This is a genomic window from Protofrankia sp. Cr2, assembly GCF_963555885.1.
GTDB lineage: Bacteria > Actinomycetota > Actinomycetes > Frankiales > Frankiaceae > Protofrankia.
Window position 1 is genome coordinate 43125 of record NZ_CAUVXG010000006.1, and the last position, 15551, is coordinate 58675.

The 15551-nt window shown below is 67.8% G+C and carries 16 protein-coding genes and 1 riboswitch; of the genes, 8 read left to right on the forward strand and 8 right to left on the reverse strand.

All coding sequences use genetic code 11. The features are described 5' to 3' along the window. Positions 1–15: 15 nt before the first annotated feature. A complete protein-coding gene (locus U9978_RS05160) occupies positions 16–1221 on the forward strand; it encodes a mannosyltransferase family protein (protein ID WP_322759883.1) in 1206 nt (401 codons plus the stop codon). A gap of 134 nt (positions 1222–1355) precedes the next feature. Further along, the gene (locus U9978_RS05165) at positions 1356–1550 is read left to right on the forward strand and encodes a DUF5703 family protein (protein ID WP_322759884.1); all 195 of its coding nucleotides are present in this window, start codon (positions 1356–1358) and stop codon (positions 1548–1550) included. A 115-nt stretch (positions 1551–1665) separates the two neighbouring features. Here the strand turns inward: U9978_RS05165 and U9978_RS05170 are convergent, their stop codons facing one another. The 3 genes from U9978_RS05170 to U9978_RS05180 all read right to left on the reverse strand — a co-directional run bounded on the left by U9978_RS05170 (position 1666) and on the right by U9978_RS05180 (position 5319). Then, positions 1666–2022 (reverse strand): four-helix bundle copper-binding protein, encoded by a 357-nt coding sequence (locus tag U9978_RS05170; protein ID WP_322759885.1) that lies wholly within the window; start codon positions 2020–2022, stop codon positions 1666–1668. Positions 2023–2279: 257 nt separating this feature from the next. Beyond that, a complete protein-coding gene (locus U9978_RS05175) occupies positions 2280–3683 on the reverse strand; it encodes a metal-dependent hydrolase family protein (protein ID WP_322759886.1) in 1404 nt (467 codons plus the stop codon). 430 nt (positions 3684–4113) lie between these two features. After that, complete coding sequence (locus tag U9978_RS05180) at positions 4114–5319, reverse strand: hypothetical protein (RefSeq protein WP_322759887.1); 1206 nt, start codon at positions 5317–5319, stop codon at positions 4114–4116. 93 nt (positions 5320–5412) lie between these two features. On the opposite strand from U9978_RS05180, the gene U9978_RS05185 reads away from it, so the two are divergent. The 3 genes from U9978_RS05185 (at position 5413) to U9978_RS05195 (ending at position 8840) form a co-directional block, all read left to right on the forward strand. Then, positions 5413–6081 (forward strand): haloacid dehalogenase-like hydrolase, encoded by a 669-nt coding sequence (locus U9978_RS05185; RefSeq protein WP_322759888.1) that lies wholly within the window; start codon positions 5413–5415, stop codon positions 6079–6081. Positions 6082–6481: 400 nt separating this feature from the next. Then, positions 6482–7804, forward strand: a complete 1323-nt coding sequence (locus tag U9978_RS05190) for a multicopper oxidase domain-containing protein (protein WP_322759889.1) — start codon at positions 6482–6484, stop codon at positions 7802–7804. 474 nt (positions 7805–8278) lie between these two features. Continuing rightward, a riboswitch (cyclic di-AMP (ydaO/yuaA leader) is annotated at positions 8279–8452 on the forward strand. A 4-nt stretch (positions 8453–8456) separates the two neighbouring features. After that, a complete protein-coding gene (locus tag U9978_RS05195) occupies positions 8457–8840 on the forward strand; it encodes a transglycosylase family protein (RefSeq protein ID WP_322759890.1) in 384 nt (127 codons plus the stop codon). 274 nt (positions 8841–9114) lie between these two features. Here U9978_RS05195 and U9978_RS05200 read toward each other — a convergent pair whose 3' ends face one another. Then, positions 9115–9600 carry an NUDIX hydrolase gene (locus U9978_RS05200; protein ID WP_322759891.1) on the reverse strand — a complete coding sequence of 162 codons (486 nt, stop codon included), beginning with the start codon at positions 9598–9600 and terminating at the stop codon, positions 9115–9117. A 75-nt stretch (positions 9601–9675) separates the two neighbouring features. Continuing rightward, a complete protein-coding gene (locus U9978_RS05205) occupies positions 9676–10674 on the reverse strand; it encodes a MerR family transcriptional regulator (protein WP_322759892.1) in 999 nt (332 codons plus the stop codon). Between the two features lie 142 nt (positions 10675–10816). Here U9978_RS05205 and U9978_RS05210 point away from each other — a divergent pair, with 142 nt between their 5' ends. Together U9978_RS05210 and U9978_RS05215 are read left to right on the forward strand one after the other, a co-directional pair. Further along, positions 10817–11278 carry a VOC family protein gene (locus tag U9978_RS05210; RefSeq protein WP_416210862.1) on the forward strand — a complete coding sequence of 154 codons (462 nt, stop codon included), beginning with the start codon at positions 10817–10819 and terminating at the stop codon, positions 11276–11278. A gap of 112 nt (positions 11279–11390) precedes the next feature. Then, positions 11391–11615 carry a hypothetical protein gene (locus U9978_RS05215; protein WP_322759894.1) on the forward strand — a complete coding sequence of 75 codons (225 nt, stop codon included), beginning with the start codon at positions 11391–11393 and terminating at the stop codon, positions 11613–11615. On the opposite strand, the gene U9978_RS05220 is transcribed toward U9978_RS05215, so the two are convergent. The 3 genes from U9978_RS05220 to U9978_RS05230 form a co-directional block, all read right to left on the reverse strand. After that, on the reverse strand, positions 11608–11943 hold the full coding sequence (locus U9978_RS05220) for a TetR-like C-terminal domain-containing protein (RefSeq protein WP_322759895.1): 336 nt from the start codon (positions 11941–11943) through the stop codon (positions 11608–11610). The two genes, U9978_RS05215 and U9978_RS05220, sit on opposite strands and share 8 nt — an antisense overlap. Positions 11944–12066: 123 nt before the next feature. Beyond that, positions 12067–13218, reverse strand: a complete 1152-nt coding sequence (locus tag U9978_RS05225) for a hypothetical protein (protein ID WP_322759896.1) — start codon at positions 13216–13218, stop codon at positions 12067–12069. Further along, a complete protein-coding gene (locus U9978_RS05230; RefSeq protein WP_322759897.1) occupies positions 13218–13568 on the reverse strand; it encodes a PadR family transcriptional regulator in 351 nt (116 codons plus the stop codon). The genes U9978_RS05225 and U9978_RS05230 overlap by 1 nt, the downstream gene beginning before the upstream one ends. A gap of 648 nt (positions 13569–14216) precedes the next feature. Between U9978_RS05230 and U9978_RS05235 the strand changes: the two genes are divergently transcribed. Continuing rightward, positions 14217–15179: an aminoglycoside phosphotransferase family protein gene (locus tag U9978_RS05235; RefSeq protein ID WP_322759898.1), complete on the forward strand. Its 963-nt coding sequence runs from the start codon at positions 14217–14219 to the stop codon at positions 15177–15179. Positions 15180–15551 lie beyond the last annotated feature (372 nt).

Here is a 15551-nt window from a genome sequence, read left to right on the forward strand (position 1 = left end):
GGATCGCCGTCGGCGGTGCGATCGTGGTTCTTCGCGCCGTCGGCGGCGGACGTGTGCCCCGCGCAGCCCCCGCGAGGCGGACCAGGCCCGCGGGGATGGCGGACCCTGCCCCTGCGCGAGATCACCCTCGCCTGGTGTGCCACGCGCATCGTGACCGGCGCCGCGTACGCCCTGGCCCGCTACATCGCCGGCCAGCTCGCCGCGGGACATGACGCGCTGCATCCAGCGGCTGTCACGCCGTTCCAGCTGACCGGGCTGCTCGGCTGGGATGCCGGCTGGTACACGGGTATCGCCGAGCACGGATACGCCGGGGTCGGCGAACAGGGACTGCGTTTCTTCCCCCTGCTGCCGCTGTTGGTCCGGGCGGTCACCGTGGTTCCCGGTCTGGGCGGCCACACCGGCGGCACACTGCTCGTCCTGGTGAACATGATCGCTTTCGTCTTCGTGGCGGCGCTCGCGTGGCTGGCCCGCTCCGAGGGTCTCGACCCGGCGGCAATATCGCGGGTGGTGTGGCTCGCCTCGTTGGCACCGCCCGCGTTCGTGCTGGTCATGGGCTATACCGAGGCATTGTGGGGGCTGCTGGCCGTTGGTGTGTTCGCGGGCCTGCGGACACGGCGGTGGGAACTCGCCGCGGTCTGTGGGCTGCTTGCGGGGCTGTGCCGACCTGTCGGCATCCTGTTGGTCGCACCGGCTGCGCTCGAGGCCCTTCGCGGGTTCGGGACAGTCATGATCATGGACCGGCTGCGCCGGGTGGCGGCCGTGCTCGCACCCGCGGCCGGTTTCGCGCTGTTCGGGCTGTGGGCGCAGATCGCGTATGCGGATGCGCTGCTACCGCTGCGGGTGCAACGCCAGGAGTCGCTGCACGGCAGCTCGTCGAACCCCGCCGCTGTGCTCTGGGCGGCGACCCGGGGTATCACTCACGGCGAGGTGGGCACGGGTCTGCACGTTCCATGGTTGGCGCTGTTCGTGGTGCTGCTCGTCGTGATGGCGCGGACGCTGCCGGCCTCATACACGTTGTGGGCCGCGTTGACGATGGCCGCGGTACTCACTGGCAGCAATCTTGATTCAAGTGAACGGTATGCGTATGGGACCTTTCCATACCTCTTGGTCGCGGCCGGGCTCACCCGACGCGACGAGGTCCTGCGCATCGTCCTTGTGGTCTGCGCCGCGATGCTGGTGGTGTACGCGTCGCTTGCCTTCCTCGGTCTTTACGTGCCCTGACACCCGGCAAAGGATGCCTGGCGTCAGAGTACGTGGGCGCATTTTGGTAACTATTCGGTTGCGTGGGGTAGGTGGATGGTGGGAACCCGCGGGTTCATCCCTCTCGCTGTCCACCTTGTCGTTACGGTGGCGTCATGGACGTGGAGTACCAGCGTTTGTACCTGCCTCCCGGCACCGACCGACGCCAGGCATTGGCGGTGCTCACCCTGCATGCCGAGTTCGGTGAGTGGGAACTCGAGCGGCTCCGCCTGTTGCCGGATGGCTCCCGGCGGGTGGTACTACGTCGTGCACGGCGTAAAGGTGGACTTCCCGGCTATCTGCCGACCTGACCGGCACGCCCGGACACCTGGTCGCCGCGTCGCCGCGTCGCCGCGTCGCCGCGTCGCGCAGCAGTGCGCGGCGCTGGTTGCCGGGGCGGCCGTTCCCGGCAGCCAGCGCCGGCCCTCATGCGGCGGCGCCGGCCATGGCCTGGCAGGATGCGGCGCACGCGCGGCAGGCTTCGGCGAGTTTCATCATCTGGGCGTCACCCGACAATTTCGCAGCCATTTCTGCGCACATTGTGCATATACGCGCGCACATCGCACACATTTCTCGCTGCATCGACGACATGCGACACATCATGTCCGCGCAGACCCTGGTGATGGCCGCGCAGTCCATCAGTGTGCGCAGGCTCGTCGCATCCATCATCGTCGCCGGCATGTCCATGCAGTAGGCGATGGTCTCTTCGCACATGGTCGAGCAGGACATGCAGTTCTCGATCGCTTCACGTGTCTCGCTGTTGATCATTTCGGCATGCTGCACGAAAGCCTCCTCCACGGTGCTGCGACGCAAACCGCCGCATCCAATGATCGCGCCGAACTCGTGATTCCGAGAGCCCCGCGAGAACCTGGACACACGATAACGCCTCGTCGGATGAACGCACGTCGGCGTCAACCGCAAAAGACATACCGGTGCTATCGGAATTTCAGTACGGCCGACGAAAATCCGGATGCAGACGACTCCGTGGATTTCGTCAGCTTTTCGGCCGTCCACCGGGCGTGGCTGGATCCAGCGGCCGGTCAGGACGCTGTGCGGTCCGTCTCGGCCCCCTTCATCCCGGGCAGCTCCCCGGCCAGGCCACGGGCTGTCGGTCGGGCGAAGCCCCGTATGTCGGTGGGTAGGACCGTGGCGGGCAGCCGGGAATGTGGCACAACGGCGACACCACCGAGAAAGACACCGGTCACCGCGCCGGGGCGCTCGAACACCGATAGGTCGCCGGGATCCTCGTCCAGCAGGATGGCGTCGAACTCGTAGCCCGGCGCTATCCGGCCGAAGCGATCGCCGACTCCGCACAGCCGTGCTCCGTTGACGGTAGCGGCGAGCAGGGCTTCGGGGACTGACAGTCCGTCACGGTGCAGACGGCTGATCTCACCGAGGTTGCCGCCGTGGCTGTCACGGTGGCGGCTGTCGCTACCCAGAGCAATGCTGACCCCGGCGTCACGCGCAACAGCGATCGTGTCGGTCAGGAGCGCTTCACTCGCGCGGGCCCTGTCCACGGCCCACTCCGGCAAATAGCCGGCGTCCGACAGGTGGACGAGCTCATGGTAGGGCGAGAGAGTCGGGACAAGAGTGACACCACGCTCAGCCATCAGTGCGGCCTCACGTTCCGTCAGACCGATCCCGTGTTCAATCGAGCGCGCGCCGGCCGACACCGCCGCAGCGACAGCGGCCGCCCCGAGGGCGTGGGCCATGACCTCCCGGCCGAAAACAGCCGCTTCACCGACCGCCGCAGCGATCTCGTCGGCAGTGAACTCCGGCAGTGGCTCGCCCGGCCGGGCTGACATGATCCCACCGCTGGCGAAGACGTGGACCCAGTCGGCGCCGGCGCGCAGTACTCCGCGCACGGCTTGGCGCACCCCGTCGGGCCCCCGCGCCACATGCTGGGGCCGTCCCGGATAGTCGGGAACGGTGATGCTGGCCGGTGCCTCCAGACCGGGGCCGAGTACCGTCCCGTCACCGTGGCTGGCGGACCGGGTCAGTCCGATCACCGACACGGCCAGCCGCGGCCCGGGGATGTGCCCGGCCGCCAACGAGTCACGGACACCGGCATCGGCACCGCCCGCGTCGCGTACGTAGGTCACTCCGGCGGCGAGGGTGCGGCGCAGCATCGCCGCCGTTTCGAGGAACCGTTCCGACAGGGGCGTCGTCAACAGCTCAAGCGGGTCATAGGTGGCAAGAGTGACGTGCGAGTGGCAGTCGACGACGCCCGGCATCAACCACAGCCCATGGGCGTCGATATCGGTGGCCGTCGGGTCGGACGCAAGGTGCGGACGGACGGCTGTGATGTGGCGGCCGCGTACCGCGACATCCACCGGGCCGTTGAAGTAGCCGCGCTCGTCAAGTGCGTGGACGCCGCGGAGTATGACAGCGTCGACCGGACGAGGGCGGCGTCGTGCGGGATCGTCTGTTCTCATTGTAGTCATGTGGGTATTCCTGCCGAGGTGTTCCGGTGAACCGCACGGATCCTGGTCGGCGCAACCGGAGAGTGGAGATGCTGTGACGATCATTTGGCCGTCGGCGATAGCCGGGTCGGTCCTCGGTCACCCACAACAAGCCGTGGTCGATACGCGGCAGGTGTCGATATGTCTGCGGACGGTGAAGCTCTGCGATTGCGCAACGTGGAAGGTCGGCGCCTCTACTGGCTCGAACCTGACGCTACGCACTATTTCCTCCGTGGTCAGAACCCGCTGTGGCCCACCTGACCCACGCGGTGAGCTGCCCAAGGCGCCATCCGTGTACTCCCATGATGAAGCGTTCCACGGCCTGCCGGACTCGCCTCCAACACTTTTGACACCTGTTTGAACGTAACTGACCGTTACTGCGGGAGTCAAATGCTCGGGCACGACCACGCCCCTATTGCCGGGCGCTCTTACCCGCGTTTGTTCTCGTGCTGGTGGGCGGCTGCGCAGGTTGGTCTGTGGGTTGCTCTGTGGGTTGGCCGGCGGCTGCCGGCCCGCCGAGGCGGTCGCGGACGGCGGTCAACTCGGCCCGCACCGTGCGCAGTTCGGCCGCAAGGTCATCAACTTGATGTTCCGCGCGTTCGGCGCGGGCACGGGCGTCCGCTCTGCCTTCCACGAGCACCCCCTGACGTTCGTCCGCCACCCGATGGGCGTGATCGAGCCGCCGGTCGGCGTCTGCGTGGATGCGGGCGATCGCGGCGTCGGTGCTCTCCTGCTGGCGAACCAGGTCGAGGCGCAGCCGCTCAGCCTCGGCTCGTGCCTCAGCCGTGGCCCGCTCACCCGCGTCCGCTCGGGCCAGGGCGGCGTCCCTGGTCGCGGTGGCGGCAGCCACGGCTGAGGCTGCTTCCTCCCGGACCTGCGCGAGTGCGGCTGCGGCTTCGTCGCGCGTCGTTGTGACGGCTGCTGCCGCCACCTGATGGGCCTGGCTGATCTCCGCGTCCGCCTGCGCACGGACATGCGCGACCCGGGTGTCGGCGTCCCGGCGCGTCGCCTCGAGCACAGCTGCGGCTTCGGCCCGGGCGGCGTCGAGGGCCGCGCGCGCCTGGTCCCGGGCATCGGCATACGTGTCGCGTTCGGTCTCCAGACTGATCCGCCGCTCGTCGAGCTGGTCCACGGCCGCGACCGCCTCGGCCGCGACCGCCTCCGCTTCGACCCGCGCGGTCTGCGCACCGCGGGCGGCCTGCTCGGCGCGGACCGCCCGGGCGACGGCCTCGGCGACCCGTTCGGCGGCTTCGGCCTCGACCGTCTCGACACGTGCTTCCGTCGCCGCCACATCGCCAAGAGTCGCCATCTCGCGCACGAAGCCGTCCAGCGCGCGGGTGAGCCCGCCGGCTAACGCCGTGATCTGCTCGGCCAGCGCGTCGGCTCGCGCCCGTGCGCCGCCGGCGAGTCCGTCGGAGACCGTTGTCGGCCCGGCCGGCACGGTGCCGGCACCGGACATCTCGCGCCGTCGGCGGTAGGCCGACAGTCGGTTGTGCGTGGAGTCATCGCAGTACGCGGGCGGCCGTCCAGGCCCGACCGGAGCACTCGGCGACCGTGCGCACCCCGGGAAGGCGCATGTTGCCGGATCGGTCTCGTTGACCACCGCACCCTCGGTCATGTCAGGTCTCACCGTCCGTTCCAGATTCCGTGAGCGGCCGTCGAACGGGGCAAAGTCGAACGGGGCAAGGTCGGACAGGACAAGGATGCACGAATGAGCGAACCGGCAGAATCAGCGGGCACCGGGGTCGCATTGTTCGATCTTGACGGTGTGCTGGTCCGCGGTGACACCTTCACCCGGCTGTTGCGTCGGCACCTGTCGGAGTCCCCGTGGCACGCGGCCCTGGTCATGCCGATGACACCGCTGCTGGCAGTCCGCCCGCTCCGTCCGACGGTGGCTCGGACGATAATGAGACTGGCCCTGCTGGGCTTCGATGCACCGAGGTTCCGCGCGCGGGTGCAGGCGTTCGGCCGGGATCTCGTGGCCGAAGGCGGCGTAGCCGTACCCGAGGCAGTAGCCACCCTACGCCGCCATGCCGGCGCGGGTGATCGGGTCGTGGTCGTCACGGCATGTGAACACGATCTTGCCTGTACGGTTCTCGACGCACTCGGGCTGGGCGAGGTCGAACTGATCTCTTCCCGGCTCGTCTGGGGCCGGTTCGGCGTCGGCCGGGGCAGCCTGCACAACTACGGGTCGGGTAAACCGCGACAGCTTGCCGCCCACGGGATCGAGCCGCCCTGGGGCCACGCCTACAGCGATTCGCTGGCGGACCTGCCCATTCTGGCCGCAGCCGACCAAGCAGTCCTGGTCAATCCCAGTAGAAGGCTCGCGTTGCGCGCCCGGCGGGCGCTCGGCGGGCGGCTGCAGATCGTCCACTGGTGAGGCTCACTCGATCGAGGTAACGCCAGCCCGACAAATCAGGCGACGGCCGGAGAGACCGGTAGACGGTTGCCAATAGGTAGCAGACATGCCCTAGCACCTTCTTCTACATGTGTTAGCGAGTTCGCGCGGGGCGCGCGGCGGATGCGACTCCTGGCCGCTACTGTCACCCACCGTGACAGCACGATTCCGCGCCGGTTGGCGCACGCGTATGGAGTGCGGTACCGCAGGTCGGGGCTGGGCGGCGAAAGGTCCACCCGCCTGGCGTCCGTCGTTCAGAGCGGGGTTCACGGGCACCCTTGCACTCGTCGGATGCCTGGCCATATCCGGACCGGCCACGGCGGTAGCCGCGGCCGGCGGGCAGCCGAACACCCCGAACATGGCCGGAACGGCCGGAACAGCGATGCCGGGTCCGGGAGACACCTACTGGGATGCTGTCGCCGGTGCGGCATTCCACCCGACCGGGCAGGTGCGCACCTACTATGTCGGTGCCGATGAGGTCGTCTGGAACTATGCCCCGGACGGGCGCGACGACATCACCGGTCAGGCGTTCGATCCGATTGCGAAGACGTATGTCCAATCCGGGCCCGGCCGCATCGGGACGAGTTATCTCAAGTGTCTCTATCGTGGCTACACCGACGCGAATTTCACCAACCTGGCACCGCGCCCCGCACAGGACGCCTACGAGGGCTTTTTGGGCCCGGTGATCCGCGCCGAGGTCGGCGACACCATCAAGGTGGTGTTCCGCAACGCCTGCAAAATTGGCGACAGTATGCATCCGCACGGTGTGTTCTACACGAAGGCGAACGAGGGTACACCCTACGCCGACAACACCTCCGGGGTGGACAAGTTTGACGATGCCGTACCCACCGGCGGCACGCACACCTATACCTGGCTGGTGCCCGACCGGGCCGGACCGGGCCCACACGACGGTAGTTCGGTTATGTGGATGTACCACTCCCACACCAACGAAGTCGTCGACACCTATGCCGGACTCACCGGCCCGATGGTCATCACAGCCAGGGGGAAGGCGCGGCCGGACGGCAGCCCCGTCGACGTCGACCGTGAGATCTTCACGTTGTTCACAATCACGAACGAGAACTGGAGCCCGTATCTGCAGGATAATCTCCGCCGTTTTGCCCAGCCACCGTATCCGTCACAGGATGACAGCAACTTCACCAGGTCCAACCTGCGGCATGCCATCAACGGCTACGTCTTCGGCAACGAGCCGATGATCACCCTGAAAAAAGATGAGCACGTCCGCTGGTACCTGATGAGTATGGGTGGTGAGCAGGACATACACACCCCGCACTGGCACGGCAACGACGCGGTCGTGAGTGGTATGCGGATGGACACTGTTCCGTTGCTTCCCGGTACCATGGCCGTGGCCGACATGGTACCCGACAACCTCGGCATCTGGCTTTTTCACTGCCACGTCAACGAGCACATCACCGCCGGCATGCTGACCCGGTATCAGGTTGTATCCGGCACCGGCACCGGCAGCAGCGCTAGCGCTGGTACTGGCGGTACCGCTACCACCGCATCGGCATCCGCGTCGTGGGCCACAACGATGCCGGTGCCCAAGGGCGCTGTCGCGGCGGGTGAGGGTGGGATAGCCGACCCCCCTTCCGCCGTCCCCGCTGCGTCGGCGGTAGCCGCTTTCGTGGTGATGGTCGCCGGCCGCAGGATCGTCCGCCGTCGCCGCCGCCGTGGTGCCATGGGCTGACCACAGGCGACCGTGTCGTTCATCGTGTCGTTCAGCGCTGTCCATGCCTGCGCCAGTGCTCCGCAGCGGGCCTGGACAGCGCTGTGTCGGTTTCCGTGGAGGTCTCGACGATAGCCGGGCCACCCGGGCGCCGCGGTCGGACAGCCATCATGCATATTGCCGACACGATACACGCTGTCGTCGACATCGTGTTTTCCGGTGCTGTCGTACAATCACCGCCGGATAGCCACGCAGTCGATCCGCCTGCCCACGTACCGCGTAAGAAAATGCTTCACTCGGCAGGTGGCGACCCCATCACACTATCGCCGCCCGGCCGAAGCCACGTTAGGGATGAGCGCGCGTGCGCGCACGTTACCGGCAGCCGTAGCTGCCATCAACATCGCATACGGACTGTGTGCCTCTTCACGGAGCCTTGCCTTCGGGGCGGTCGTTGCACGTATGGTCTTCGCCATGCCTTCGAGGAGAAGGCATGCGTCGGACGGCACGCCGAATCCTGCCCTCGTCCGATGAAAACCAGACCGGTGGCAGGAACGGGGGAACCACTTTCGGACGTCGACGTCAGGCGTCCTCGGGGTGAAGCCGCACATCGCGGCCGGGCACTCCCAGCCCGAATCCGACAGCTCACCTCGCAGGCGTGGGGAAGGACATCAACATGTCCAACGTACGTTCCGGCGACCGTGGAATCAGTCGAATCAAAGCACGGGCCCGGGTATTGATCGCAGTGCCGGCCCTCGTTGCCGCCATCGGTGGCGGCAGCGTCGCGCTGTCCCAGCCGGCAAGTGCGGCGCCGTCCGGCGACGGCCTTCTTTCCGCCATCGTGCGGTGCGAATCCGGTGGGAACCCGAACGTCGTCAACTCGATCGGCGCCGGCGGACTGTTCCAGTTCCTGCCCGGTACCTGGCATGGCGTCGGCGGGTCCGGCCTGCCGCAGAATGCCAGCGCCGCCGAGCAGTGGAAGCGCGCTCGGATCCTGTACGCGCAGCAGGGCACAAGCCCCTGGTACGCCTCGAAGCACTGCTGGGCCGGAAAGGCCTAACAGGCTCGACGGCCAAAGGGCGTGCGATCATGTTCTTCTCGCACGCCCGGCGGCCTCAAGCGGTCTCGACGGCCAAAGGGCGTGCGATCCCGGGAGAGATCCGGCCACAACTGGATCTCTCCCGGGCGCCTGCGGGCGCTCACGTCGCGGACGGTTAAGAGCGCGCGGCCAGTCGATCTCCCATCGGCGTCGGTTCCCGCTCAGACGGTTCAACGATGTGATTCTGATGCTGGTATCACAGCACAAAAATCACATTCTAAGAGCGCCCGGAAGGTCAGGTGCGCTGTGCGTCCACCCGGCCACTCGGTGGTCGGTTCCGTGCAAGATCCAACGCGATGTCGATGAGATCAACCCGTTCGAGGGTGTCGATCTGATCGAGATCGATCCAGGCGGCCTGGTCGGTGGAACCACCGATCTCATGCCGAAGCACGCCGCCGACCACCCGTGCCGTATATATGACCCGCACGGCGTGATGATCGGCCTCGATGCCGACGCCGCGCGGGAAACGCCTGCGCATCGAGTCGACACCCAGCAGGGATTCGATCACGACGTCGTAACCGGTCTCCTCCTCGACCTCCCGAACCGCCGCGGCCAACGGATCCTCCCCGTGGTCGATGCCGCCGCCGGGCAACGTCCAGTGCTTCCCGCTCGTGCCGACGAAACGCGCGAGAAGGATCTTCCCTTCGTGGATGCAGACCGCGTACGCAGCGACCCGCAGCTCCCGGACCAGAACCGGTTGACCGCCTTCATCCCCTGACACCCCCCACACGATGCCAGCTCCGAGATCGGCCTGGCGAGGTTACTGCTCGATTCGGCGGTCGAGGAACAACTATGATCAGCCGGCCGCCCGCAGTGCGGTGATCAGCCACTCCAGTGCCTCGATCATCGGGCTGGCAACCGCCACCGTCGTCGTGTCGCCGCTGACGAGCGCAACGAGTTCCCAGAACCGGTAGACCCGCCGGTCGGTGAACGTTTCAAGATCGTCTATGAGTGTTGCCCGCCACGCAGGGGTGTCACGGTTCCCGGTCGTCTGCGCGTACGACGCGGCGATCGCGGCGGCCAGCGCCGTGCCGTCGGTGGAGACCGGGTCGATCCCCTCGGTGTATGCCTGCGTGGCCCGGCTCGCCAGAACGGTGTTGAAGGCCTCCTGGTGTCGGATGGTCGCTTCTTCGCTGACGTGCTTGGCCGCGCCCCGTTGCGCCATGGTCCTGACCCGGGCGGTGAAATCCTCATCCTGGATCAACGTCACCAGTTCCACCCAGGCCTCGACCTGCTCGCCGGTCGGGTCCTCGGGCAGCTCGGGAAATGAGGCTCGGATCATCGTCTCGAATGTCCCGCCTGCTCCGCTGTCACCGTCCAGGGCATTGCCGTCCAGACGCTTGCCGTCCAGACCCTTGAACACGGTGTCGAGAAAGCCGTCCAGAATCCGTGTGCGTTCCGCCGCATCGAGTTTCGCCAGTCGGTGCATCAGTTCCATCTCCTCCCAGTCGGATCCGCGGACCGCGACCGCCCGCAGCACTGCTTGCCGTAGCCGCAGCACCCTGACCTGTGCGCCGAGCGCCTCGGCGTGCACGCGCGCCACCTCGGCCACCGTGATCTCCTGCGCGAGTACCTTCGCGACGGTCGGCAGGTCGATACCCAGGTCACGCAATGTGCGCACGAGCTCGAGGCGGGCCGCCGCCATCGCGTCGTACAATCGGTAACCGGCGTTGCTGCGCGCAACCGGCTCGACCAGATGCTCGTCGGCGTAGAACCGGATGGTGCGTACCGGCACCCCGGTCAGTTCCGAGAGCTGCCCGATCGTGATCAACCGGTCGGTCGCGTGTCCCTCCATGAACCGCCACGATCCAGGTTCCAGTAGGTGGAGACTCAAGCCGATGACTGCCGGCACGGCGGTGATACGCGTCACATTCGATCTGGTGGACATCGCATCGGCCTCGGCCGGCCGGCGGGTCGGCCACGCAGCGGAGGTTCTCATGGAGGCGAAACTTGATCATGTCGTCCTGTGGGTGGCGGACCCGCTGCGTTCGTTGGACTTCTACCAGCGCGTGGTCGGTCTCCCCCCGGTCCGCGCGGACGCATTTCGCACCGGGGAGGCGCCGTTCCCGAGCGTGCGGGTGTCGACCGAGTCCATCATTGACCTGATGCCGCGGGCTGCCGCTGCCGCTGCCGCTGTCAACGCGGTACCCGGAGCCGGCGGAACCGCCGGCCATCCGGTCAACCACATCTGTCTCGCGATGGGCCGCGAGGAGTTCGACGCCCTCCGCCGCCGGTTGGCGGACAACGCCGTCAGCGTGCCGGTAACCATGGAGCAGTCGTTTGGTGCGCGTGGCATCGCGCCGCGGGCGTTTTACTTCACAGATCCTGACAACAACGTGATCGAGGCCCGTTACTACGACCAGGCGGATTCCGTCATGCGGCGCCAACCGTCGGAGTAGTCAGGGTTTCTTCGGCACGGCTTCCTCGTGGTAGTCCTCCTCGTCTACGTCATGGACCCAAGACCAATGGCTGGAGATTACGTCCGCGGACCCGAAGGTCAACGCGGTCTGGATGTGGGCGGCGATCCTCGTCGGCTGGCTGTCGACCCTGCTCCAGTCGCGCACCGGCATCGACCAGTGCTGCGGGCGCGCGCACGGCGACCGGCTGCACCACGAGATCCTCACCGTCCCCGGCCGGATCGCCTGCCACGCCCGCGGCCTGGTTCTCCGGCTGCCACCCGGCCGCGATGATCTCCTGTCCGATGCGGGCCGCGTAAACGGGGTTGCGGCTACCTGAGGTGTGCCTTCACTGCCTGGGTCGTCAGGCCCGGTAGATCCAGCGGCTCTCCGACCAAATGCATACTCCGGTTGGCTACAAGGACGGCTATTCCGTGCAGGTTGGTCCAGAGTCCGAGCGCTCCCGTACGCGCGTCGACCCGGCCCGGAGCGACCTCGTGCATCAGGTCCGCTAGCGCCGCGAACAGGGGCAACGTGACCTTGCGAAGGTTCGTTCCCGATCCTTCCAGGAGGTCGTGGCGGAAAATGAGTTCGAACATGGCCGGATGGTGTTGCGCGAACCGCACATACTCCAGACCGAGCCGAGTGAGGCGGTCCCATGCCTGCATGTCAACCGCCGAGCGGACCTTCGGATGGATCTGCCGGTACCGGCGCTGTGTCCGGGACTACGAACGCCCGGCCGGGACCGTCGCCCCGCAAGGGACGGCAGCGTGACCGGTGAGCGCCAAAGCTCACCGGAACGCAACGGGATCGCGTCCAGCCATGGCCAGAGCGATGAGGACCACCATCGCGGTGGCGACAGCGAGACCCGTCGCCCCGGGGAAGTGCCGGGCGGACAGGCCGAGGGCGACCGGCGGGATGCCCACCAGAGCCAACAGCACGCTTCTGACCCCGACCCGGCTGGGCGGGCGGGCCATCACCCACAGGATCACGGCGAGAAGCGCGCCGAAAAGCAGCAGCCCGATATAGGGGTCGGCGGCCTCGGTGGCGTCCGCGGCCTGCCGTTGCGCCGCGGACGTGCCGGGGACCATCACCGGACCCACGATGTCGGGTATCCGGTCGGGGAAGAGCGCGATCGCGCTCAGTCCGAGAAGCGCGACGAGCAGCGCAGCGAAGGCGCCGGCACACAACGCCGCCATGATGCCCTGATCGCCACGACCGGTGCGTCCAGTGGTCCACACCGCGGCCGCGGCGGGCGCACCGATGATGACCAGCGCCAGCCAACTGCCGTGCCACGGAAGGCCTGCGGCCAACGGCGGCCCGATCCGCTCGAAGGGCATCACCACGAACGATGCCAGCCCCGCGACGAGCCCCGCGCAGGTCCCGGCGCCAAGGCCCGGGCCACCGAAGCCGGCGCGTCCGGTGGTCGTCGCCAGAAACACCCCGGCGTAGAGCGTCAGCAGGAACACGAACATCGGGGGCTTGGGGCCGGGCTGGAGGAATTTAGCCGTGCTGTCTCCCACCGCCAGGATCAACAGGCCCAGTCCCATCAGGGTGTAGCCGCTGACGCGTACGACCTGGGCCGCCCGTTCCGCCCGGACCGGGCCGAAGAAACCCGGGCGGCCGCCGAGCCAGACGAGCAGGATCAGGACCAGTACCCCGGGGATGATCTGGCCGATCATGCTGGACAACGCGATCTCACCGGCCAGCACCAGACCCACTGCTGCGGCTACGCCCACCGGGCGCCAGGCTCGCTGTGCCTTCACGGTCTGTAGGAGGGCGGCGCGGGTGCAACCCAGGGCAAAGTGCCAGCGTTCAGCGGATCGGTCAATGGTGGCCAATTCGGCCCGCATCGCGCATCCCCATTCGTGCCGTGCCGCCGGAAGCAACCGGACAACGATGTCGAGGTACCGGCCGGCCGGGTCGCCGCCGAAGGCGCTCATCACGCGGTCCGCAGGTCGCCACGGGCGTGGCGCTCCGCTGGCACGGGCGCTGGCACTGGTACCCGGGCAGGCGCTGGGACTGGGGACAGCTGGTTCGCCAGTTCCCGGCCGGCGCCGGTGAGCCGGTAGAGGTGGCGGGGTGGGCGTCCGGCGAGCTCGTCGGATCGCTGTTCCCAGCAGGTTTCCAGCAGGCCCCGGTCGGCGAGTCGGATCAGGATCGGGTAGAGCGAGCCGGCTTTGAGACCGACCTGCTGTCCGAGTTCGTAGCCGTAGCGCCACACCGTCGGCGCCGCGATCAGCGCCCGCAGCACGGCTACGGTTTGCGGGGAGGGACGTCGGGTCCTGATCACCGCATAACTCTATCTACATAGATATCCGAGCGTGCGACCACCCTCCACCAGGTGCGATCGCAGGTGCGAAACCCCCGGGGGGGGGGGGCGATGGCGTGCCTGCTTGCCGATCCTCCGCCTGCGGTGCCCGGTGCCCGGTGCCCGGTGCCCGGTGCCCGGTGCCCGGTGCCCGGACGGAACCGTCGCGCACCGGGCCGGCAACCGCTATCGGACCCGGAGGTGGTACGTCACATTTGATTCGAACGTGAACGGGTCAGCGATGTTGGAGCAACCGAGGGGCACATCCTGGTGGACATGCTCGCCGCCGGCCTGCGGTGGTGCTGCGCCGCAGGGTCACCCGGCTGCACCGATGTTCTCCAAGGCCGGTCCCGGCGTCGAGAGAGGGAGACAGACCTATGACCCGTGACCTGGCCAGCGCTCAGTCGCGAGCCATCAGTCGTGCGTGGGAGCGCGTCGTATACGACTGTGGCTGCCCGGACATGTACTACTGCCCGTCGTCGGATGACATCGAGTGTCCCCGGCACAGCGGTTTTGGCGTGTGTTGCGACCGCGTGCCCGAGCACGTCTCCGTTCGCTGAACAGCGCCGCTACCGGGATCTCTGGTCGCAGCGCTGACCTCGGCCACCGGATCGTCTGCCAGAAAGGCCCATGACTTCTTCATCAGGTCCTGAGACCCGCCCGGAGATCGTGCGATCGGTGGCCGGCGCCCTCGCCGCCGTCGGTCTTGCCGCCGGCCGCGTCGCTCCTGTGCTCGGTGGGTACGGGGGAGAGACGTTTCGAGTCACGACGCAGGTCGGTGAACTGGTCGTCAAGGTGCGCTCGGACGTGCGGCCACTGGCGGTGGCGCGGACGGCGTCGCACCTGCTGTCCGGCCGCGGCCTGCCTCACCAAGACGTCGTCATACCACCCACCTGCACGCCGGCCGGCTGGCTGATCGCTGTGCGGTGGATCGAAGGCCACGACCTCTCCCACGAACCGATCAGTGGATGGAGCGCGGAGCAGGCAGCCCGCCTCGGCGGGGACCTGGGTGCCTGGCTGTCGAGAATGCACAGCATCAGGGCGCCGGGTCGGGACTGGCTAGGCACGGCGGACCGGCGTTTCACGGCGAAGCTGCGCCACGGCGCGCAGCGCGGGCACCTCGCCACGGGGCTGGTTGTCCAACTGGAGGATTTCTGGCAGCGCGTCCGACCGGCCCTGGACGGAGCGCCTGTCGCCCTGGTCCACCGCGATCTTTGGGCTGGCAATGTCGTGGTGCGCGACGGGGCGTTCGCCGCCGTGATCGACCTGGAGCAGGCCCGGCTCGCCGATCCCCTCTACGACATGGTCAAGATCACTGAATCGGTGCTGAGGCTGCACCCAGTCCTCGGCACCGCGTTCCGTGAGGCATACGGGCTGGACACGGAATGTCCCGATGTCCGCGACCGGCTTGCCGCGGTCTTCGCCCTGGAATACCTGTCGGCCGTCGTCTATTTCGACAAGCGCGGCGACCAGGTTATGGTCGCGGACCAGCGTGACCGTCTCGCCAGGCTGCTTCGCCGACCTCTCGATGCGATGACAGCAGGTCAGACGGTCCACGGAACCCGAGAACCTCCACCTCAGCCCCTCCGATAGTTCTCCTGACCCTTGGAATCGGACACATGGCGGCTGGCCGGTTGCAGGCCCGCTGGTGTCGGTCGGTTGCCATGGGTGCGTCCACTCAGGGTGTTGGGATGTCGGTGCGGTGTACACCGTCGACATCGAGGACGAGGTCTGCGCCGTAGGCGGCCGCCGGTGTCTGGAAACCGGGGCTGACCTGCCCGCTCAGGACGTAGTGCAGGAGCAGGCGCGCCGTCGCGGCGGTGAACTCGTAGGCATCCGGCCCGTGCAGGGTGGCGAGGGCCGCCCTGCCGTCCGGTGCGCTGACGCGGGCCCAGATGTGGCTGGCGCCGGCGGCGAGCTGATCGTCGGTGGGGCCGGCGGGCAGCCGCCGGACGGCGGATGCGG

Bases quoted from the DNA above. Each gene is read 5' to 3' on its own strand.
- U9978_RS05180 (WP_322759887.1), bottom strand. From the start codon at position 5,319: ATGACCGAGGGTGCGGTGGTCAACGAGACCGATCCGGCAACATGCGCC.
- U9978_RS05195 (WP_322759890.1), top strand. From the start codon at position 8,457: ATGTCCAACGTACGTTCCGGCGACCGTGGAATCAGTCGAATCAAAGCA.
- U9978_RS05175 (WP_322759886.1), bottom strand. From the start codon at position 3,683: ATGACTACAATGAGAACAGACGATCCCGCACGACGCCGCCCTCGTCCG.
- U9978_RS05190 (WP_322759889.1), top strand. From the start codon at position 6,482: ATGCCGGGTCCGGGAGACACCTACTGGGATGCTGTCGCCGGTGCGGCA.
- U9978_RS05210 (WP_416210862.1), top strand. From the start codon at position 10,817: ATGGAGGCGAAACTTGATCATGTCGTCCTGTGGGTGGCGGACCCGCTG.
- U9978_RS05225 (WP_322759896.1), bottom strand. From the start codon at position 13,218: ATGAGCGCCTTCGGCGGCGACCCGGCCGGCCGGTACCTCGACATCGTT.
- U9978_RS05215 (WP_322759894.1), top strand. From the start codon at position 11,391: ATGTGGGCGGCGATCCTCGTCGGCTGGCTGTCGACCCTGCTCCAGTCG.
- U9978_RS05235 (WP_322759898.1), top strand. From the start codon at position 14,217: ATGACTTCTTCATCAGGTCCTGAGACCCGCCCGGAGATCGTGCGATCG.
- U9978_RS05165 (WP_322759884.1), top strand. From the start codon at position 1,356: ATGGACGTGGAGTACCAGCGTTTGTACCTGCCTCCCGGCACCGACCGA.
- U9978_RS05205 (WP_322759892.1), bottom strand. From the start codon at position 10,674: ATGGAGGGACACGCGACCGACCGGTTGATCACGATCGGGCAGCTCTCG.
- U9978_RS05220 (WP_322759895.1), bottom strand. From the start codon at position 11,943: ATGCAGGCATGGGACCGCCTCACTCGGCTCGGTCTGGAGTATGTGCGG.
- U9978_RS05185 (WP_322759888.1), top strand. From the start codon at position 5,413: ATGAGCGAACCGGCAGAATCAGCGGGCACCGGGGTCGCATTGTTCGAT.